The sequence below is a fragment of the Hymenobacter telluris genome, assembly GCF_017313265.1.
GTDB classification, from domain to species: domain Bacteria; phylum Bacteroidota; class Bacteroidia; order Cytophagales; family Hymenobacteraceae; genus Hymenobacter; species Hymenobacter telluris.
The window spans coordinates 1-20,848 of record NZ_JAFLQZ010000008.1 but is presented as its reverse complement, the minus strand read 5'-3'; the positions used below and the strand labels follow the sequence as shown (position 1 = coordinate 20,848).

The window sequence follows — 20,848 nt, the reverse complement described above, 5'->3', positions numbered from 1 at the left end:
GGTGAATTCCTGAAATGACTAGACGGAAATTCAATCATCCATTCACCTCAAAACTCCAACGGTCCTTTGGGTTTCAGCCAGGGCTTGAGGTCGGCGTAGAGGAACTGGTAATTCAGGTCGGGTTGCAAGGCCTGGATGACATGGGGGAAACCGAAGTCGTAGTACAGCATCAGACCGAAGGGCGTGAGGGCGAAATCGTAGAAGCGAGGCTCTTCCGGCAGCAGTTCCACCGCGTGGAGACTGTCATTCCAATACAGGCGTTGCTTTACATCGGCCAACAAGACCGAGTCGGTGGTGAGTTGGGGGTATTCGTTGGGTAGGGTGCGTAGGTGCTCAGTCACGCGCCGGTTGATGGACTGCTGCCAACGCTGCCGCAGGGCCACGGTATCAGCAATCAGGTCGCGCACTTCCAGCAGGCGGCCGGTACGCAAATCGAAGGTGGCGTGGCGCCGTACGGTGGAAGGGTACGCGCCCAGATATTCGGATATGCACTCCACCGACAGCAGGTTGTGGTCGTTGTAGAGCACTTCGTAGCGCGACTCCGTGAACCCGCTTTTACCGGCTTCAAACTCAATGTGCGCCTGCTCAATAGCGGCCAAGGCCGTGAGGGGCTGGGGCACATCCTCCAAATCCTCCCCCAAAGCAGCATCGGCCAGACCCAGATTGATACGCGCGGCTACGGCGGCATTCGCCATTTGCACTTGCGGCACAATAAAACGCCGTTTAATGGTGTCGCTCACGCTCACTACCACCGCCTGTTCCAGCTTGGGCGCTACCGGTTTCGGGGCGGGCTTGGTGGTTTTGGGGCGAACTGCCGGACGCCGAACCGGCTTTTTAGGAGTTGCCGGCCGCTGTTGAACGGCGGCAGGTTTCGGGGCAACTGGCCGTTGTTGGGCCTCGGCCGCCCACACTAGCAACAGCAAAGGCAGCAGCCAGCGCAAAGATTTTTTGTACATAAAAAGGAACGGTCACTGGAATGGGCGCGCAACTTAGCACCTCGCACCCGAAGGTTCAGCTTACCGCTCGAAGTGCTTACGTAGTTTGCTGGCTAACTGGACGGAACAATTGCGCGGCAGTTGCTTGCACCTTCCATCAAATCCTGCAACTGCCTACGATAGTCACTCAGCAAGTCGGTGTGCGGATCAAGCTGCCAGGCACGGTCGAGCTGTTGTTGAGCCTCGCTTAACTCACCACGCTGCAAATGATAGATACCCAAGTTGCGGTAGGCATACGAATTGGTGTCATCGAGTGCCAGAGAACGGTGGATACATTCAAGCCCTTCCGTTGCTTGGTCGAGCATAATCAGGGACAGTCCTAAATTGGCATGCGCGTACGCAAACTCAGAATCTATGGCTAAAGCCTGGCGAAAATCGGCCACTGACTCTGCGTAGCGCTTCGCTCTAATGTAGGTGTAGCCTCGGTTGTTTAAGGCGAAATGGTTATCCGGAGCCAGCGCAAGCGCCTGATCATAGCAGCTGAATGCCTCCGTTAACTCATTGAAATGCGCTTTTATCACTCCTTGATTAACTAGGTCGTTTGCCGTTGGTTGGTAGCGGTTACCATACTTCTCAAGGATTTCGCGGGCTTGCTCGTACTCGTTGGTTTGAATAAGCGCCGAAAGGGCCATACGAATGTTGTCTTCCTGATTGAAAGGCAGGTTGAGGTGGTGGACAAGAACCGGGGCTGCTGTTGCGTAATGGCCTTCATAGTAATCTAGCAGCGCCTGTGTGTAAGCAGCAGGCCAGCGCCGCCGCTGCCACAGTATCCGTAACTGGTTGCCGTCGTTGGTAGTGTGGGAACCATCGGCCAGTAGTACCAGGGAGGAACTGGCAACCAGATTCCAAAGCATAGAAGGCACTGCTAAGATCAACAGAAATAAGCTCCACACCCGTAGTAAATCGTTGGCATCGTACTTGAAAGCCCACCACACCAGTACAGTAGCCACTACTACAGGCATGGTTGGCCCGGCCAGTATCATCAAAAACCCAGCAAGACCATGCAGCGGATCATTGAATTTACATAATCCGCCCGACCACTTAAGCAGATTCCAGCGGACGTACAGCCGGGAAGTTCGTCCTAGAGGTAGTTTCAGGCTATCTTCCACCTGACCATAGGAACCCACAAATACAGTTACTGGCTGGCCGCTCAACAAACGCCCTGCTGTGGCGTGGCCTAACTCATGTACCAATGATATAACTGGTCGGCACAGCAAAAACAGAATAGCTATTCCTAAGAAAGCGAGTAGAATTCCCACGTAGTTCGGTAGCGGCTAAAGCAATAAAAAACCGAACTACGCAATTTTCAGCAAGCCTTCAACCATCAGCCGACGAACAGCAGAAAACCACCGCCTAACGTGCTCTGCCAGACGCCTTACTTACCGCACGAATGCCAGTAGCGCCGCCAGAAACTGTGGTGTGGCCTCCAGGTGCGGAATATGCCCGACGCCCGGTAGCGGCACCAGCTTGGCGCCTTTGATGGCGGCCGCGGTGCGCTGGCCTAAAGCGGGGTATTGGCCCATAGCAGCCAGCACTTTTGGGTCTTTGATGAGGCCTTTGCCCACCACCGTGCGGTCGGCTTGCCCGATGATAAGGAGCGTGGGCACGGCTACCCGGCTGAATTCGTAGCTCACCGGCTGCTGATAAATCATGTCGAAGGTGAGGGCGTTGGCGCGGGCTACCCGTGGGAAATCGGGGTGGCGGGTTTGGGCGGCCAGGGGTAGCAGCCACTCGTCGTGGGCCTTAGGGTAGCCGTTGGGATAGTAAGTGGCGTGGTACTTCCGGATGCTTTCCTCGGTGCTTTTGCGCTCAGTGGCTTCGGCCTGGGCTATGGTTTGAAACGGCACGCCTACGCGGTAGTCTTCCAGCCCGATGGGGTTTTCGAGCACCAGCTTCTCGGTGGCCTCGGGGTATAGCAGCGCGAAACGGGTGGCCAGCATCCCACCCATGCTATGGCCTACCACTACGGCCCGCCGCACGCCCAGCGTATCAAGCAGGTGCTTGGTGTTGTGGGCCAGCTGGTGAAAAGAGTAGTGGATATCCGGCTTATCCGACTTGCCAAAACCTACTTGGTCGGGCACTACCACCCGGAAACCAGCTGCCGACAGAGCCTTGATGGTTTCGCGCCAATATGCCCCGAAGAAATTTTTGCCGTGCAGCAGCACCACCGTGCGGCCGTTGGCTTTGGCACTGGCTGGCACGTCCATGTAGGCCATGCGCAGCTGCTGGCCTTCCACTTTCAGCGGCAGTAGCTGCACCGGAAACGGGTACTCGTAGCCATCGAGCGTGGCGTTGAGAGCCGGCGGAGGCGTTTGGGCCCGGCTGGAGAAGGGTAGAGCAAGCAGCAACAGTAGCAGGAGGCAGGGAAAGCGCATAAGTCAAGCAGATGGATTCAAGCCCGCTTACGCAAAACCAGCTGGCTGGATGAACATATCTGCTTTTTGCCGATGCCTGGAAGCACCGACGGTCTGCTTTGAAGGGCCTTACTCCCCTCCTGCCTTGTCTTCGGCGGGGCCGTGCTGCTTCAGCAGCAGCTCGATGGTGCGGGTGTCCTCGTCGCTCCAGATTACGCTGCGGATATCATCCACGTTGAGCACGGTGCGGCCGTCGGTTTCGCCGTACTGCGTGTACACTTCCAGTAATACTTCGTCTTCGGAAAGGCGCAGCACGTAGCCGTACAGGTCGTTGTCGCCTTGGGTTTCGAGCATTACCAGTTGGTGTACTTCCTGGGCGCGCTGCAAAAGCACCGGCACCGTCAGATACTGATTTTCCAGCCCGTCGGGGGCAGTGGGCAGGCCATATACGGCCTCGGGGTTATGCTCCTTGAACTCAATCAGGCGTACGTACCGGTCGTCGAAGTGCACCTGCGAAATAGTAGTGAGGCCAATGGTGCGCACGCCGGTTAGCAGGCCCTGGCGGGTGATGGTGCGCAGCACCAGCACGTCGGGGTTGTGGCTGAGCACGTAACCCAGAAACAGCCCCCCACTGGTTTGCAACGACACCACCCGGCGCTTGCGCTGGGCACGTTGCAGCATATCTGTTTGTAAAGCCCCCATTCAGTATCTGAAATTTCTGGGGCGAAGATACCGAATTGTCGAGCTTGCCGTACAGAATTACCGCGGTGAAAGTGCTAGTTCACAGTGAAAATTCCGTGAAGCTCAGCTTGCTGAAGTTTCAAACCTCATCTTTGCAGTTTGCGGCTGCATGCAACTTCGGTTGCGGCTGCCGGTTAGTTTCCTCCCGCCTTCTCTCTCGCCCAATGCCCCTGATTGACGTTATCATTCCCGCTTACAACGAAGAGCAGTCGATAGGGCTGGTGCTAGCAGAAATTCCGGCGGGCCTGGCGCGCGAGGTTATCGTCGTTGACAACAATTCTACCGACCAAACCAGTGCCGTAGCCCGCGCGGCTGGGGCCACCGTACTGCGCGAGCCGCGCCCCGGCTACGGGCACGCCTGCCTGGCTGGCATGGCCCGCTGCTTTGCCCGCCCCACCGCCGAGCAGCCCGATATTATTGTGTTCGTGGACGGCGACCATTCCGACTACCCCGAGGAAATGCCGCTGCTGCTAGCCCCTATTTTGTGCGGCGAGGTGGATATGGTCATTGGCTCCCGCGCCCTGGGCCAGCGCGAAGACGGCTCGATGCTGCCCCAGCAGATTTTCGGCAACTGGCTGGCCACCACGCTCCTCAAACGGCTATACGGCGCGCAATTCACCGACCTGGGGCCCTTCCGGGCAATCCGGGCTACGGCCTTGCAGCGTATCGGTATGCAGGATACCACCTACGGCTGGACGGTGGAAATGCAGCTCAAGGCGGCCAAGCTCAAGCTGCGCAGCACCGAAGTGCCCGTGCGCTACCGCCGCCGCATCGGTGTCAGCAAAGTATCGGGCACGGTACGCGGCACGCTGGGTGCCGGCTACAAGATTCTCTGGACTATTTTCCGCTATTTGTGAGGGAAGAAGCAAGGAGGTAGAAGCTGGGAGCTAGAAGACAGAAGTTGTGCGTGACGCCCTCCGCTTCCGGTTCTGCTTCCTTCTTTCACTCCCTTTTCTCCTTCAGCTTCTACCTCCTCGCTTCCTGCTTTTAGCTCCTAGCTTCTTACAAAACAGAATGCTCTTTCTTGAAATCACGCTGCTGGTGCTCTACGGGCTATGTCTGGTGTTTATCCTGGGCTTCAGTCTCACGCAGTTTCAGCTGACCCGGCTGGCGCTGCGGGCTTATGCGCAGGGGTTGCCGCCCGAGCCAGCCGCGCCGGTTTCGTGGCCGCGCGTGACGGTGCAATTGCCGCTCTACAACGAAGTGTTTGTGGTGGAACGCCTGCTTGATGCCTGCGCCGCCCTCAACTATCCGCCGGACAAGCTGCACCTGCAAGTCCTCGACGACTCCACCGACGAAACCGTGGGCTTAGTGGCCGCCCGCGTGGCTCACTACCGAACCCAGGGCCTGCGCATTGACCACGTGCGCCGCCCCGACCGCCAGGGCTTTAAAGCGGGTGCGCTCCGCCACGGGCTGGAGCTAACCAACGGGGAGTTCATTGCCATTTTCGATGCCGACTTCGTGCCCGAGCCCGACTTCCTGCGCCGCACGCTGCCTTATTTTGATGCGCCTCAGATTGGGGTGGTGCAAACCCGCTGGGGCCACCTCAACGAAGATTATTCGCTACTCACTGAATTGCAGGCGTTTGGATTGAACGCGCACTTCTATCTGGAGCAAGTAGGCCGGACTAGTGGTGGGCACTTCATCAATTTCAACGGCACCGGCGGCGTATGGCGGCGCACCTGCATTGAAGATGCCGGCGGCTGGCACACCGATACCCTCACCGAAGACCTGGATTTGAGCTACCGCGCCCAGCTACGGGGTTGGCGCTTCCGCTATCTGCCCCAGGTGGTAGCCCCCGCCGAGCTACCAGCTGCTATGGATGCCCTCAAGTCGCAGCAGTTTCGCTGGAACAAGGGCGCTGCCGAAACCGCCCGCAAGCACCTCGGCACGGTGCTGCGCTCCAACCAAACGGCCGCCACCAAGCTGCACGCGGCATTCCATCTGCTCAATAGCAGCGTGTTTGTGGCTATTCTGCTGATGGCCGTGGTGAGCGTGCCGCTGGTGTTTGTGCGGGCCGATTTGCCGCAGCTCAAGCCGCTGTTGCAGCTGGCTTCGGTGTTTCTGCTGGCTTTCGTGCCCCTTATCTATTATTACTATAGCAGCTGGCAACTCGACAAGCCCGGCGCTTCAAGCTGGCGGTTTGCGCCGAAGTTTTTGCTGTTCTTGTCGATGTCGATGGGACTGACGCTGCACAACGCGCGGGCGGTGGTACTGGGGTGGTTGGGCCGGCAATCGGCTTTCATCCGGACGCCCAAGCTGGGGTTGGTCCGCCGACAGGGCACGTGGCGGGGCCGCCGCTACCGCACCGGTTCCCTGCTCGATGGCGTTACTATTCTGGAAGGGTTACTGGCGCTGTACTTTGCCGGTGGTATTGCGGCAGGGCTTTATTTCGGCGACTGGGGCCTGCTTCCGTTCCACCTCATGCTCACCGTCGGCTACAGCCTGATTTTCTATTACTCCCTGCGGCACCGGAACTAGGTTCCGTCCCGCTTCAACTTGCCCTGTTGCCTTGCCTACCCTCCGTATCCGTCTTCTGCACGCGCTGGTTTTGCTGCTCTCGGCGCTGGCCTACGCGGCACTGGCGTATGCTACCCCCCGCCCCCATTTCGGCCAACTAGCGGGGCTAATGGCCGTGGCGTTTGGCTTGTATGTTGTCCTACTAAAAACGGGTTTGCCCCTGCGTGCCGGGTTGCTGGCGGCCCTGCTGCTGCGCCTGTTGTGGCTGCCGGCCCTTCCCGCCTTCTCCGACGATTACCACCGTTTCCGCTGGGACGGCCTGCTCGTAGCGCAAGGCGTCAACCCCTACCAATACCGCCCCGACGAGCTGGTGGCCGAGGCCAGCACACGCCGGGCCCTTACCCCGGCAGCCGATAGTCTTTTCGGTAAGAGTCCGGTTTCAGTGAAAACCGAGCTAACGGTTCTCTATCCTAAGCTGAATTCCCCGCATTACTACTCGGTATATCCGCCGGTGTGCCAGCTGGTGTACGGCATGGCCGCGGGGCTATTCCCGACTAATGAACAAGGCGCCGTGCTGCTGATGCGGCTGGTGCTGCTGCTGGCCGAAGGGGCTATGGCGGTGTTTCTTATCAGGTTGCTGCGTGCTTTTCAATTGCCCGCGCACCGGGCGCTGTGGTACTTGCTCAACCCTTTGGTGCTAGTGGAGCTGACCGGCAATCTGCACTTTGAGGGCCTGATGATTTGCCTGACTTTATTGGCTTTGTGGCTGTTGGTGCGGGGCCGGTGGCAACTATCGGCGGGGGCGCTGGGGCTGGCAGTGGGCACCAAGCTGTTGCCGCTACTACTGCTGCCACTGCTGGTCCGGCGGCTGGGCTGGCGGCGGACCATACTCTACGGTGTGTTGGCTGCCCTCACGCTGCTGCTGATTTTCCTGCCGTTCGTTTCCCTCGATTTGCTACGCAATATCAGCCGGAGCCTGACACTGTACTTCAGCAAGTTCGAGTTCAACGCCAGTGTGTACTACGTGCTCCGAGCCATCGGCTACCGTATCACGACCTACAACGAAATTGCCCGCATCGGGCCGGCGCTGGCCTTGCTTACCACCAGCTTTGCGCTGGGGTTGGCGTGGCGGGAAAAGCCACTTACCTGGGCCCGGCTGCCTCGTACGCTGCTGCTTATGCTGGCCGTGTACTACTTCAATGCCACGGTGGTTCACCCCTGGTACTTAGTGCCGTTGGTGGCGCTGAGCGTATTCACTCCGTATCGTTTTGCGCTGGTATGGTCGGGCCTGGTTGTGCTATCCTACGCGGCTTACCAAACCAGCGCCTACACCGAAAACCTTGGGCTGCTGGCGCTGGAATACCTGGTGGTGCTGGCCGTGTTGGTGTGGGATATGGCCAGTCGTGGAAAAATAGCTCCTCTCCCCGTTGAAAATCAATCCGCCAGAGCGTAGCGAATTTAGCTGGCTGGTTAGCCCGGCAATTAATTGAAGCGCGCCGTTTCAACTGCTACTTAGCTTGCGTACTGTCCGGGGCGGGGTGCGTCCAGTAGGCGTAGCGGCTGACCTTCTTTAGGGTCAGCTTGCGGCCGTCCCAGGTGTCCTGCCGCAGTAGCACGTTGGGGTATTTGCGGGCAAACCAGTACGTGCTGACTTTCTTTGGCTCCAGCTGCACGCGCACCAGCCAGGCCGGCTCGGGTGTGTCGGGGGCGGGTGCTTCCCGTACTTGTATTTCTGCGTTGTAGTAAACTGGCGAGCCAGCCTTGCTGGTTTGCTGCAACTCACAAATGGCGGCCTTGAACGTGGGTAGCGTGTCGAAGCGCAAACTGCGGAGCGTGTAAGGCAAAGCATCCTCGAACAATACGTCACGGCGCAAGCGGCGGCGGCCTACGCCCTGCCCGTCCCAGTACGAGTTGTAGGTTTGCATGTATTGCAAGCCGTCGTCCTGAAAAGCCTTGAAGGTATTACCGCACCATTCCTGCGACGAAGTAGTGAGCTTATACAGGCCTACCGGGTTTTCGCGCCGAAAGAACAGGGAGGTCAGGAAATGATACGGGTACTGATCAGTCGGAATCCGGCAGAACTGGTTGACTTTCATCACCGGAAACAGGTCGGGCCGCTGGTAGTCATCGGTTTTCACCTTGTACTGCTGGTTGAACTCCTCCTTCACCGTTAGCTGCACGTACTCGAACTGCCGCACTTCGTCGTAGATAACCCGCTCGGCATTGTACACCGCCACTTCTGCCAGCCCATCTTCCCAGAGCGTGTCCATGGCCCACTGGGGGTTGAACTCGGGTGCCAGCCGGCGCAACGCGTTAGGCAATTCCTCGCCTCGCGGGGGGGCCGTAGTGGGCTTATCCGCCACCTGAGCGGGCTCCGGCGACGAGCACCCTCCCCCAACGCTCAGGCTTACTGCCAAACCCAAACCCAGCGGCCAATGCCGAATAGAATAACGCATAGTGGAAAGTTGGAGTACAGCGCCAAAGTACGCTGAAACCAAGCAGACCTGTTTCAATTGGGGTTGCTTGAGGCTGCGCGCCAAGCCGCCAAATCGGCTGCATCGTCTACGTCGCGCAGGGTTGGCAGTTGGGCTACCCGCAACCCAAGTCGGGCAGCATCATCCAGCGTGTGCGCTAGTACGGAGTCGGTACTCCAGCTTTTATTGACAAATAAATCCTGGTATAACTCATTCATTCCCAACAAGTAATAACCACCATCTTCAGCCGCACCTATCACTACATCGTGCGTCGTCAGGGCAGCGTAAGCTTCCGTTAGCAACGCTTCCGTCAGGCCGGGGCAGTCGGTACCGATGATGATGGCCGTTTTGGCGCCGTGCGAAAAAGCGTGGGAAAAAGCCATCTGCATTTTCAGGCCTAAGTCACCCGGAAACTGGAGTTGCTGCTCATACGCATCCCACACTGTGGGCAACGTACCAAGCGCAACAGGTGCTTCGGCTAGCCACACAGTCTTGTGCGCGGCCACCCCAACGGTGACGTTGTAGGTGTGCTGCAACAGCTCCTGATACACAGCCAGCGCCGCCGCCGCCCCAATGCCCGCCGCTAGCCGGGTCTTCACCCGTCCTAGTTCCGGATGCCGAGCGAAGATGAGCAGGTGTTCGGTTAATATATCTGAGCGGGATGATACCATTCTACAACGATAAGAACAATACAGGAGAACTTCCTTTTGAACTGAGTAGATACTGTATTAATGCTACTTATTAATCACCTTCCCAGAGTATACTTTAGCAAACTGAGGGTTAGTTGACAAGGAGCGTTTCAATTCAAGGGAAAGAGCGTTTTTGGCTGTTGGCCGATGCATCTGCGTGTAAGACTCTATAAATGAAGCAAATGGCTCATGCATTATCCAAAGCGTATTAGGCTTGTTGGCTAGTCTGAGTATACTATTTTCAAAATCCCGAGTACCTGTCATATGTTGGCGTAAATCAGATAAAGACGGTTCCAGCGTTAACCATCCCATCAAGGTAAGTACAGGTAAATCTGATAGCTCATAAGTGCTGAAAGGGGATAAATATTGGTATGCCCGCTCTATCCCACCACTAACCAATGTGCGGTGTTTAGCCACCAAATATACTTGACGCAAATAAGCTTCATTCTCCAATCTTTTTTGACGATATTCTCTGCTTTGCTGCCACACTACGGGAGCATATGACAACACGGCAATACACAGTCCCCATTGCCACACACTCTTTAATTTGAATAACCAAGGACTATAATTAACTATATAAAGCAAGACGCATAAAACCCAGAGACTACACAGAGGTGATGCTAACCGCAAAGGCAATTTAAAAACTGCAGACAACGACAGTAACAACAAAGCAAATCCTACTTGAGTCAGTAAAAATTCTTTTGCTTTTGCATCAATCCTCGTAAAAACCAATATACTCACTATAACGGGAAACAAAACTAGATGCAGGCAATACCTTCGCAGCAGACGATACGAACTTATTACTTTGTCAGGAGCCGTTTGCCGCAAGAATAGATATTTATCGAAGTAAAATTTTTCATTAAATAATTTTTCATTTACCACAGTTGAGTCTCCAAAAGCCCAATTGTCTACCGATTTTATCCCTAGGTTATCTTCGGTCGTATTTCGCTTATGCTGGTATAAACCATAGTCTAAGTAGTAGGCATTACCGATATCGATATGTCGGTATCTATTTTCTTCAGGCGAATACGTAACCGATAAAACCCATATTGCAGTTAGCATCAAAACACCAGTTCCTATTACTGGCAGCAGGGCCTTATACCTAGCTAACCACCAAGCGCCTGGAGCAGCAACCAACAAACCAAGCAATGCAGTACTTGGACGTATACACCAGCCTAGAAAAGCCACAGCTACTCCTATACTGAATGACCGTAAACATGTCCTTTGTTTTGTTGCATATAATATCCCCACTCCAGATAATAAAATTGGGATGCGGGTATAATTCATGAGCAACGCAGTTTCTTGCCAAGTAAACCAATATAACAAAACTAAGCATAAACAGAGATGCGTCAGAGACATTTTATACTCTAATGCTTCATATAAAATCTGGTGGACTAATATTAAACTGCTATAAAGCAATAGATACAGCAGGATTCCATACCAAGGAAAAGAAGGCATTATCTGATAGAGAGAAGCTAATATAGCGGAAAACCCATGAAAATACAGGTGAAGAGAGTATACAGGCGCTATAGCTGTTTCACCTCGTATAACTTGGCTTATGGCAACATCATCGTTCGATTCGTAGTAGCAGCCATATATTACCCATGTTGCTATTAATAACACAGCCGGCAACACCCAAACTAATGTTATTTTTATCTTATTTATTTTACCCATAGTATATGTATTATTTAAATTAACACATCGAATAAATTTATTATACTAATATATTACTTACAGAAATACAACAGTAGAACACCTTGATTATATCCATTACTTACAAACAAAAAATTTGTGATATTATAAAACTAACCTAGCAGTAATAGCAAATTAAGTATCGTTTAACGAGAAAAGTTGGATTAGAGAATACACTATTTCACTTATACACTTTTCTACCCTTATTCAGCCAAGTGCTCCATAGCGCAGAATAGGGATGAATATCGGTGGTTAGTCCGGCTTCGTTGTACACGGGGCGGCTTTCGTTTACCCACTGAAAAATACCGCCGTAGAGGTTGCGCACATCTTGAAATCCTAGCGCCTTCAGCCGCTCTCCTACCCGCTCACTGCGGTACCCCACCGAGCAGTACACCACCACCGGCCGGTCGTGCGGCAAGTTGGCGAAAGTGTTCTTCTCATACGAATCGAAATCCACGAACTGTGCCCCGCGCAGGTGACTGACGCGGTACTCGGCGGCGGTGCGGGTATCAAGCAAGAGCACGGAGCCGGGCTTCTGGGTGAGGGAGGCGGCCAGCTGAGCGGGCTGCACTACCGGCACGGTATTGCGGTAAAGCGTCTGGAGCAACCGGTCGTAGCTGCTGGTATTCGCAGGCTTATCCTGGCCACAGGCGGGCAACGTCAGGAAGGCCAGCAAAGCCATTTTTGCACGCCGGCCCCACGCTATTGGAGTTCTGTATTTCACGCGTATTCGTGTTGATTTGCTAGTGGCCTCTGGTACCACAATAGCAGCAAGAAGCCAATTTAAAAGAAAACGAGGGATAAGAAAGTTGCCTTCCTTACCCCTCGCTTCTCAGTGATATGCAGGTTAGATATTGCCGACTACGGTCATGGTAGATAATGTGGGCGTAGGGCTGCCCCCGGCGTCTTCCACCGTCATGGCAAAGGCCTGCGCGCTGGCAATATCTTTCATTTGCTGAAGGCCTTCTCCGGCTGCTGTAGAAGCGGCCAGTACCCCGGCATCCACCGGCTTGCCGTTGTCGAGGGCCCACAGCTGGTACTGCTTGCCAGCGGGTGGCGCGGGCAGGCTGCGCACATCCACATACACGGCACGAGTGGCCGGGTTATACAGCACGCGGGCCTTAGCCGATGGTGCGGCAGGCGTGCCAGCCAAGGTTACGTGCCGGAATTGCTCGTCGCGCAACACGGCCAGCTCTCCCCGTTGTGTTTCCAGCTGCTTCTGCGAAGCCTGCTGAACTGTAGCAAACTGGGCTTGCTCCCGCTGCACTGCAAACAACTCCGACTGCGTGTTTTGCCAGCGGTTATACAGCACATAGTTGCCGCCCAAGCTAAGTAGCAAGGCCACCGAAGCCGCCATCAGCCAACCGTAGCTGCGGGCCGGCGCTTCCCGTATGGGTTCTGGAGCACTGTTGATAGACCGCACTATCGGCTCGGTGGCAGTTGGCGTTGCCGGCGGCGTGGCTGCGGTTGCCGGACCAACGGTTGGCGCAGCGGCCATAGGTACTACCGGAATTGCATTTTCTTTGGAACCTTGGTTCCGAATAGCCTGCTGCCAGCCATTAAGCACCCGGTCGCGCATGGCGGGGGGCGGCGTTAGCGAGTGCGCCTCGGCATAGGCATCCAGGCCCATGATGATGGCGTCGAGTTCGTGACGAATGTCGGGATGGATGGAAGCCAGGCGCTCCACTTCGGCGCGCTCCGCTTCCGGCAATATGCCCAAGGCATATTCTTCCAAAACGCCTGATTCGATGTATTGCTGAGTGTCCACGGCTACCGAATCAGTTTAGAAAGTACCTTAATAGCGGCTCGTGCACGGGTTTTTACCGTGCCGAGAGGCAGATCCAATTCCTCGGCGACTTCACTCTGCGTGTAGCCTCCGAAGTACAGCATATCGACGACCTGCTGCTGGTCGGGGTTGAGTTGTTTGGTCATTTCCTGCAAGCCGATGTGCTCGGGCCGGAACGTGGGCGATGCGGCTTCACGTACTGCGGCGCTGTCCTCAAGCGGTTGGGTACGACTACCTACGCGGTATTGTCGAGACCGGATTTTATCAATTGCTAAATTCCGGGATACATTCATTACCCAAGTAAAGAGGCGTCCCTTTCCAGCATCATACGAGTGGAAAGAGTTCCATATTTTGACCATACTCTCCTGGAGTACGTCTTCGGCCTCTTCTTCTTTCTTGACGATGCGCATGATTACGCCGTACAACGCCGCGGAATACCGGTCGTAGAACAGCGTCATGGCCGATTCGTCCCGGTCGCGCAGGCGCTGCACCAGCAAATCCTCATCGGAGAGGGATGGGATGGCTTCTGGGGGGATTACATTCACGAGTAGCAGGAATATAAAGCAACGGGCAGTGAAACGAGGCCCTTCGCCGAACGAAAGTACACTTCTAACGCATTTGTTTTCGAAAGCGGAACAACGAAATCAACTGTAACCTCTGCAACCTGCATGCTACGGCTACGTTTCGCGGTATGTTTCAATGAATGATTGAATGGGTGCACGGATGCTGGGCTGCGTGAAAGGCAGACTGTGCTTCTGCTGTGAGTTCACGGCTGCAGGCCGCGCGGCAGCAACTGTCGCCCAAACAGGTATACCGCGCTATTGCCAGCTAACGACCAGCAGGTAGCGCCGTATGCCTACGCATGCACTCATCCAATCATCCCTTCATCCCATCATTTTCCCTCCCATGCCTATAGCTTCCATAAATCCCTACACTGGCCGCGTAGAGCGCCGGTTTCGCGCGTTCGGTTGGGTGCAAACCGAGCGAATTATCGGGCAGGCCCACCGGGCCGCTGTCGAGTGGCGCACAACCACCTTCACCCACCGGGCCGGCCTGATGCACCGCGCCGCCAACTTACTGCGCGAACGGCAAGACGAACTAGCCCGCCTGATGGCCCTGGAAATGGGCAAACCCATTGTAGATGGCCGGGCCGAAGCCGTGAAATGCGCTCTATGCTGCGACTACTACGCCGACCACGCCGAAGAATTTCTGGCCGACGACCTGATTCCAACGGAGGCGCAGCGCAGCTTTATCAGCCACGAGCCCATTGGCATCGTGCTGGCCATTATGCCCTGGAACTTCCCGCTGTGGCAAGTGGTGCGCTTTGCCGCCCCAGCCCTGATGGCTGGCAACGTGGGCTTGCTCAAGCACGCTTCCAACGTGCCGCAGTGCGCATTAGCCCTGGAGCAGATTTTTCATGATGCCGGCTTCCCACCCGCTGCCTTCCGAACCTTGCTCATTGAAAACGAGCTAATTGAGAAGATACTGGAGGACGACCGGGTACGCGCCGTGACCCTCACGGGCTCGGAAGGTGCGGGCAGCGCCGTAGCCGCCACTGCCGGCCGCCAGATCAAAAAAACCGTGCTGGAGCTGGGCGGTTCCGATGCGTTTATCGTGCTGGCCGACGCTGACTTAGAGGTGGCGGCCAAAACCGCCGCCCAGGCCCGCATGATTAATGCCGGGCAGAGCTGCATTGCTGCCAAGCGCTTCATTGTGGAAAAGCCGGTGCTCAAGGAATTCATTGCGAAGCTGAAAACCCACCTGCTGGCTTTCCAGACTGGCGACCCGCTCAACGAAACCACCCAATACGGCCCCCTGGCCCGCCCCGACCTTGCCGACGAGCTAACCAAACAGGTAAACGACTCGGTGGCGCAGGGCGCGAAGGTGGAGCTGCACGGCGGCCAGAGCGCACCCGGCACCGCCCTCTTCCGACCCATGATTCTGAGCAACATCAAGCCCACCCAACGGGCCTATCACGAAGAACTATTTGGGCCGGTGGCGCTGCTATTGGAAGCCAAAGACGCCGACCACGCCGTGCAGCTCGCCAACGATTCGCGCTTCGGGCTGGGCGGCTCCGTCTGGACAAAGAACGTAAAGCGCGGCGAGGAGCTGGCGCGGCGCGTAGAGGCCGGTGCCGTATTCGTGAACAGCATGGTGAAGTCGTCGCCGGAAATGCCGTTCGGGGGCGTGAAGAAATCGGGCTACGGGCGGGAGCTGTCGTACCTGGGCATTCGGGAGTTCGTGAATCAGAAGTCCATCTGGATAGCTAAAGAAGAGAAGCCCGCGGCGAAGAAAAAAGTGGAGTGAGTGGTGAAATAGTGAAATTGTGAAGTGGTGAGTTTGATGTGTTAGCCGCGCCACTTGCGCCAATTGAACATCAAACTCACCACTTCACAATTTCACTACTCACAAGTACCCCAGCGCCTTGTACGTGAGGTAGCCGGCTATTTCGTGCAGGAGCTGGCTCCAGCGGCTCAGGGAATCAACGCTGGGGATAAGCCAGTAGTCGGGGGTGGCGGCGCGGTCGGTGGTGAGGTAGCCGGCCGGGAAAGGCTGCGGATGCAACCCTACCTTGGCGAAGCAGCCCAGGGCGCGGCGCTGATGGAAAGCCGAAGTCACCAGAATCAGCGTATCCAATTCGGGGCGCTGGGCCAGGATTTGCCGGGTGAACAGGGCGTTTTCGTGGGTGTTGCGGCTGCGGTCCTCCTTGAGGAGCACCGAATCAGGAACGCCGGCCAGGCGCAGCAGCGTGACGAGGTCGGCGGCTTCGGTGTGGGCTTTTTCAAGCATGGCGCCCGAGCCGCCCGAAACCAGAATGTAGCGCACCCGCCCGGCCCGCCACAGCCACAGCGCATTCGTAAGCCGGTCGGCGCCTTCGTGCAGGTACACCCGGTCGTGCGGCGACTTGCTGACGCTGGTGATGCCGGTGAGCAGCACGGCCACGTCGGCGCGGGGCGGCAGCTGGCGCAGCGGCACGGGCGGCAGCTCCCAGGCCAGCAGCGCCTCGTTGCTGAGGGCTCCGTTGGTACCCAGCAGCACCAGCAGCAGGGTGGCTTGCAGCAGGCGCCGGCGCCGCGCCGGGCGGCGCGTCAGCAGGGCGGCGGTTAGCAGCAGCACCAGCCAGAGAGCCGGCTGCAAGGCTACGTCGAGGAGCTTGGAAAGCAGAAAAAACACAGATGCAGCGTAAGGGCCGGAAGCCGGTTCAGAGCGCAAGATTAAAACGAAAAGCCGGTTGTCGGGCAGATAACCACCGACAACCGGCTTTTCTTATTCAACCATTCAACTGGTATCAAGCAGCAAACTGCTTTTCACTGAGCCAGCAGCACCTCGGCAGCAGCTTATTACCCACCAGCCAGGCTTGCACGTCTTTGGGCCGCCGCTGCGCTTATCAGGCTGTTTGCGGCTGAAACTCACGCAGGCGTTGCAGCATGGCCAGTACCTGCTGCTCGGTGGTAAGCATGTCGCACTCCAGCAATTGGCCCTGGCAGTACGACACGAAAAACGGGGCCACTTTTTCCTGCATAATTTTCTTGGCCACCGGGTTTTCGTCGGCATTCAACCGCAAAAACAAAATGGAGCTAAACTCCTCGTCGTCGGCGTGGCGGGCGAAAGGGGGCGCCAGCAGCTCGCAGGTGGTGCAGCTGGCCGAGGTGAATTTGGCGAATACCTTCAGGTGCTCGTGCGTCAACCGACGTAGTCCTTCGTCGTTGGTGTCGTGTACGCGCTGACGGTCAACTTCTTTCATAAAAAGTCAATAAAGGAGAGAATTTCCGGGCTTAGACAACAAAAATACCTCGGAAATTCCCATTCCATCCGGTTTTTTCAACTAACCCTGGCTTGGCTCGCTACTTTTTCAGCATGAGCGTTCGGATGGCGCGTACCGGGGCGCTGCCGTAGCTCAAAAACTGCTCGTGGAACGCCTTGAGGTCGAATTCTTTGCTTTGGGTTTGCTTTAACTCCTCGCGCAGGGCGTAGATGTCGGTGTAGCCGCTGAAGTAGCTGCTGAGCTGCACCTGGCTGAGGGTGGCGCGGCGCCACTTGTTGCGGGCCTCGGCCTCTTCCTGAAACCCATCCTGCAACAACAGGGCCTTGGCCGCCGCCTCACTGATGTTGTTGACGTGCACTTCGTGGTCGAGGATGGCGTTCAGGGTTACGCGCATGTTCCACTTGTCCCACATCAGCCAGATTTCGTCGGAGCCCCCGTCGTAGCCGTTTTCCAGCATCATGCGCTCGGCGTACACGGCCCAACCTTCAATCATGGCCCCGTTGCCAAAGATGGCCTTGATGAGCGAGGGGCTGCGGTTGGCGTACACCAGTTGCGTGTAGTGCCCCGGAATGGCCTCATGAATGTTGAGGATTTGCAGGGTGTAATTGTTGTACTCGCGCAGGTAGCTTTCCGCCTGGGCGGCCGGCTGCCCGGTGAGCGGCTCCACGTTGTAGTAGGTATTGGCGGCTTTATCATAAGGGCCGGGGGCCGATATGCTGGCGCCCGCGCCACTGCCGCGCATATACAGCGGCGTTTCGCGCACCACCAGCGGCTTGCTGGGGTCCTGGATGAGCAGTTTTTTATTGTTCACAAACTTTACCAGCACCGGAATCTGCGCTTTTACCGCGTCTACGAAGCCGGCCTGCGTGGCGTGCTTCTCCGAGAGCTTACCGATAACCTGCTTCACTGCGGCCAAAGAATCGGCAGGCAGTGGCTGACCAGCGAAATACTTCGGGTACAGCCGCGCAGCCCGTTTTTTCATGTCGCGCAGCAGTTCTGCCCGGTGCGTTTGGGCCTTGGCGTACACCTGGTCGGCGGTGTAGGAGGACTGGATTTCGTAGTTGAACTTTTGGTCGAAGAGGGCTTTACCGAGGCGGAAGCTGCGGAAAGTACCGGCCGGCAGCACCTCGGTTTTCAGGAAGCGCAAGTAGTCTTCTATGCTGAGGCGGGTGTTGTCGAGGCGGTTTTGGAAGTCCTCTTTTTCCCGCGCCGTCAAACCCGATTTGGCAATGGAATCCTGCAAGGCCTTCCCGAACACCGCTAAGCCGCCCTGGTTTTGCTGGATGGCCAGCTCGGTATGCTCCCGGGTGGGTTGCTTGATGCTGCTTTCAGCGGCGGCGTAATATTCAGAGGAGCGGGAAATCTTGTGGCTGATGGCTCGTAAGCGCCGGTCCAGCGGCCAGTAGCGGCCGTTCAGGATTTCGGCCACCGCCCCGCCCAGGTTGTAGCTGGCCGGGTTCCACTCCCACTCGCGCAAGGTATCCAGCTGCCAGCGCCCGGCTTGCAGGTAGTTGTGCATCAGCTGCCAATCGGTTTGGTTGCTGGCCGACAGGTCGGTGGGCTTGAACGTGGCTAGTTCCTTGCTGCGCCGTTTCAGGGCCTTGGTGTCGCCGAGGCGGCGGGTAGCAGTGGGTATCACCAGCAGCGAATCGTAACGGTGGTAGCCCTGGCTGCTGGCCCACTCGGGGTTGTAGTACCACAAGGAGTCGATGAAGCGCGCTTTGTACCGCTCGAAGCTGGCATCGGCGGTGTCGGCATCCACGGTGGTTTTGGCAGTTTCGGGGCCGCTGTTGCAGCTGCTCAGGTAGGCAAGGCCAGTGAAGGCAGTGGCTGCCAGCAGGAATTTCGCGAGTAAAGATTGGGGCATGGAAGGCAGTACGAGGATTGGCCGGCAAGGTAGCGCGCAGCTACAGGGTTTTGTATGCTTATCGTTCTGGTGGGCGCCTCACCCCCCGGCCCCCTCTCCCAAAGAGAGGGGGAGCCTGACGATTAAACTATCAGTCAACCAGAAGAAGGCGAACAGGTAATTATATGACTAACTGCTTCTTCTCTCTTTCCAAGGCAGTGGGGTGAAGTTTCCGGCACGACTACCGCTTGTACCCCTGCACCGGAAAAGTGGGATCTTCATAGGGCGTGGGAATAGGCTCGGGCTGGCTGTTGGCCTTGAACAGCATCACCTTGCGCTGCTCCGGGGTGTAAGCCGGCCACGCCGGGCCGGGCGTGCCGGTTTTGATGAACTGCGCCCAATATGCGTGCATAGTGGCGGCCAGCGCGGGGTTGGAAGCCTTGGAAGCCAGCGGTACGGCCCGTGTAGCAGTACTTGCAGCTGAGCTGCCGGCCGGGGCGTTCCACACGAAGTTCAGCTCCTGCGCGTGCCAGGGCTGGGTGGTGGCATCGGCGTAATCGAAGCGGTAGAGCCAGGTGGGCCCGCCCTGGGCGGCTAGCTGATTGGCCAGGCGGTAGGTGGCCAGGCGGTAGAGGTAATCGGTGAGCACGCTGTTCCAGGCGTCGAGGTCGGGCTGCTGCTGGCGGCGCTGCTGGTAGGCCTGCCACACGTAGGGGCTGTTTTTCGCGCCGAATACCGCTTGCAACGCGGCCTCGTTGGGCTGGTGCAGCACCGAGCCGGGGCCACTGAACAGGCGGGCTTCTTCCAGATTGGTGCCCAGCAATACCCGCAACGGTGGCTGCCGCTCACGCAGGTAATCCAGCGGCGGCGTTGAAATAGTCAGCCCATCCTGCACCGGCCCGAACACCTGCAAGCCCCCGGCGCCGCTGGCAAACTGCGCCTGCGCCCGCACAAGGCTGTCGGCGGGCAGGGCAAGCAGGGCGCGGGCGTTGGGCCGGTGCAGGGTGTGTTGCAGTTGGCGCGTAACAGCGGCGGCCGTGGCCGTGTCGCGCACGGCTTGCACGGCACCGCTTTCCAGAATCACCTGCTGAAACAGCCCCTGCGTGGCCGGCGCGGCCAGCAGCCCACCCACCAGCTTCGCCCCCGCCGACTCGCCCATCACCGTCACCCGATGCGGGTCGCCGCCGAAAGCGGCAATATTCTGCTGCACCCAACGCAGAGCCGCTACTGCATCGAGCAGGCCCGCATTGCCGGCGCGTTGGTATTTGCGTCCGAGTTGGGAGCCCAGCTGCAAGAAACCCAAGCTACCCAGGCGGTAGTTGATGCTGACGGCCACAATGGTATCCTGCGCGGCAAAAGTCCAAGCATCGTTGTCTTGGCCCGAGCCGCCGGTGAAGGCGCCGCCGTGCACCCACACCACCACCGGCCGGGGCCGCCGAGCTGCTGCCGTAGGAGCCCACACATTCAGGTACAAACAGTCTTCGGAGCCTTGCACGCCGGTTGGACCACCCGCCTGCACCGCTTTGTTGCCAAATGCCACGGCCGGCACTACGCCCGCGTGCTTGCGGACGGGCTGCGGGGGTTGGAAACGCAGTTTTCCGATTGGTGGCTGCGCGTATGGGATTCCCCGAAACACATGTAGATTCCCTTCTTGCACTCCCTGGATTTGGCCCTGCTTGGTTTTCACCACTGGTACGGCTGTTGGCTGGCTTTGCGCGGCAACAGGCGCGAGAAACTCTACCAGAACCAGGAGCAGTGCGTATTTTCTCAAGTAGGTTGTCAGGCAAGGCATAAACCAAGTTTGTAAAATGAGTACACAAACGATGTAGAGACGCGACACTTCGCGTCTCGGCGTTGCTGAGGTTGTTTAACCCAAACGACGCAGACGATGAGCCGCGTAGTGTCGCGTCTCTACATCGTTCTTGAAACTGTGGCAGAGCAAAACGGTTGGTGCTGGAGCGAAAGAATTAGGAGGTGTTAACAGTCGCGCAGCCAGAGGACGGTTGCGGCCAGGTGAATAAAGGCTAAAAAATGGGCCTCGAGCT

The 20,848-nt window shown here is 57.2% G+C and carries 18 protein-coding genes; 4 read left to right on the top strand and 14 right to left on the bottom strand.

Annotated features, from left to right (window positions below):
• Nucleotides 1–47: 47 nt before the first annotated feature.
• From J0X19_RS13225 to J0X19_RS13210, 4 genes are all read right to left on the bottom strand, one after another.
• Nucleotides 48–956 carry a polysaccharide deacetylase family protein gene (locus tag J0X19_RS13225; RefSeq protein WP_206984846.1) on the bottom strand — a complete coding sequence of 303 codons (909 nt, stop codon included), beginning with the start codon at nucleotides 954–956 and terminating at the stop codon, nucleotides 48–50.
• Between the two features lie 92 nt (nucleotides 957–1,048).
• Entirely contained in the window at nucleotides 1,049–2,254 is a 1,206-nt protein-coding gene (locus tag J0X19_RS13220) for a M50 family metallopeptidase (protein WP_206984845.1), read from the bottom strand.
• Between the two features lie 120 nt (nucleotides 2,255–2,374).
• Nucleotides 2,375–3,370 (bottom strand): alpha/beta fold hydrolase, encoded by a 996-nt coding sequence (locus J0X19_RS13215; protein WP_206984844.1) that lies wholly within the window; start codon nucleotides 3,368–3,370, stop codon nucleotides 2,375–2,377.
• A gap of 108 nt (nucleotides 3,371–3,478) precedes the next feature.
• On the bottom strand, nucleotides 3,479–4,030 hold the full coding sequence (locus tag J0X19_RS13210) for a hypothetical protein (RefSeq protein ID WP_206984843.1): 552 nt from the start codon (nucleotides 4,028–4,030) through the stop codon (nucleotides 3,479–3,481).
• Between the two features lie 224 nt (nucleotides 4,031–4,254).
• Here J0X19_RS13210 and J0X19_RS13205 point away from each other — a divergent pair, with 224 nt between their 5' ends.
• The 3 genes from J0X19_RS13205 (at nucleotide 4,255) to J0X19_RS13195 (ending at nucleotide 8,003) form a co-directional block, all read left to right on the top strand.
• Nucleotides 4,255–4,947 (top strand): glycosyltransferase family 2 protein, encoded by a 693-nt coding sequence (locus J0X19_RS13205; protein WP_206984842.1) that lies wholly within the window; start codon nucleotides 4,255–4,257, stop codon nucleotides 4,945–4,947.
• A 157-nt stretch (nucleotides 4,948–5,104) separates the two neighbouring features.
• Nucleotides 5,105–6,571 (top strand): cellulose synthase family protein, encoded by a 1,467-nt coding sequence (locus J0X19_RS13200; protein ID WP_206984841.1) that lies wholly within the window; start codon nucleotides 5,105–5,107, stop codon nucleotides 6,569–6,571.
• A 31-nt stretch (nucleotides 6,572–6,602) separates the two neighbouring features.
• Nucleotides 6,603–8,003 carry a hypothetical protein gene (locus tag J0X19_RS13195; RefSeq protein ID WP_206984840.1) on the top strand — a complete coding sequence of 467 codons (1,401 nt, stop codon included), beginning with the start codon at nucleotides 6,603–6,605 and terminating at the stop codon, nucleotides 8,001–8,003.
• 55 nt (nucleotides 8,004–8,058) lie between these two features.
• Here the strand turns inward: J0X19_RS13195 and J0X19_RS13190 are convergent, their stop codons facing one another.
• From J0X19_RS13190 to J0X19_RS13165, 6 genes are all read right to left on the bottom strand, one after another.
• Nucleotides 8,059–9,006, bottom strand: a complete 948-nt coding sequence (locus J0X19_RS13190) for a hypothetical protein (protein WP_206984839.1) — start codon at nucleotides 9,004–9,006, stop codon at nucleotides 8,059–8,061.
• Nucleotides 9,007–9,059: 53 nt separating this feature from the next.
• Entirely contained in the window at nucleotides 9,060–9,695 is a 636-nt protein-coding gene (locus J0X19_RS13185; RefSeq protein WP_206984838.1) for a TIGR04282 family arsenosugar biosynthesis glycosyltransferase, read from the bottom strand.
• 63 nt (nucleotides 9,696–9,758) lie between these two features.
• A complete protein-coding gene (locus J0X19_RS13180; RefSeq protein WP_206984837.1) occupies nucleotides 9,759–11,387 on the bottom strand; it encodes a hypothetical protein in 1,629 nt (542 codons plus the stop codon).
• A gap of 199 nt (nucleotides 11,388–11,586) precedes the next feature.
• The gene (locus J0X19_RS13175; protein WP_317194773.1) at nucleotides 11,587–12,129 is read right to left on the bottom strand and encodes a rhodanese-like domain-containing protein; all 543 of its coding nucleotides are present in this window, start codon (nucleotides 12,127–12,129) and stop codon (nucleotides 11,587–11,589) included.
• A gap of 123 nt (nucleotides 12,130–12,252) precedes the next feature.
• Nucleotides 12,253–13,173: an anti-sigma factor gene (locus J0X19_RS13170; RefSeq protein WP_206984836.1), complete on the bottom strand. Its 921-nt coding sequence runs from the start codon at nucleotides 13,171–13,173 to the stop codon at nucleotides 12,253–12,255.
• Nucleotides 13,174–13,175: 2 nt separating this feature from the next.
• Nucleotides 13,176–13,736, bottom strand: coding sequence for an RNA polymerase sigma factor (locus tag J0X19_RS13165; protein ID WP_317194772.1), 561 nt, complete (start codon nucleotides 13,734–13,736; stop codon nucleotides 13,176–13,178).
• A 361-nt stretch (nucleotides 13,737–14,097) separates the two neighbouring features.
• Between J0X19_RS13165 and J0X19_RS13160 the strand changes: the two genes are divergently transcribed.
• Complete coding sequence (locus J0X19_RS13160) at nucleotides 14,098–15,498, top strand: NAD-dependent succinate-semialdehyde dehydrogenase (protein WP_206984835.1); 1,401 nt, start codon at nucleotides 14,098–14,100, stop codon at nucleotides 15,496–15,498.
• Nucleotides 15,499–15,597: 99 nt separating this feature from the next.
• Here the strand turns inward: J0X19_RS13160 and J0X19_RS13155 are convergent, their stop codons facing one another.
• From J0X19_RS13155 to J0X19_RS13140, 4 genes are all read right to left on the bottom strand, one after another.
• Nucleotides 15,598–16,365: a YdcF family protein gene (locus J0X19_RS13155; protein WP_206984834.1), complete on the bottom strand. Its 768-nt coding sequence runs from the start codon at nucleotides 16,363–16,365 to the stop codon at nucleotides 15,598–15,600.
• Nucleotides 16,366–16,579: 214 nt separating this feature from the next.
• Entirely contained in the window at nucleotides 16,580–16,936 is a 357-nt protein-coding gene (locus tag J0X19_RS13150) for a thioredoxin family protein (protein WP_206984833.1), read from the bottom strand.
• Between the two features lie 100 nt (nucleotides 16,937–17,036).
• Nucleotides 17,037–18,824 carry a DUF885 domain-containing protein gene (locus tag J0X19_RS13145; protein ID WP_206984832.1) on the bottom strand — a complete coding sequence of 596 codons (1,788 nt, stop codon included), beginning with the start codon at nucleotides 18,822–18,824 and terminating at the stop codon, nucleotides 17,037–17,039.
• A 220-nt stretch (nucleotides 18,825–19,044) separates the two neighbouring features.
• Nucleotides 19,045–20,574, bottom strand: coding sequence for a carboxylesterase/lipase family protein (locus tag J0X19_RS13140; protein WP_206984831.1), 1,530 nt, complete (start codon nucleotides 20,572–20,574; stop codon nucleotides 19,045–19,047).
• Between the last annotated feature and the right edge of the window lie 274 nt (nucleotides 20,575–20,848).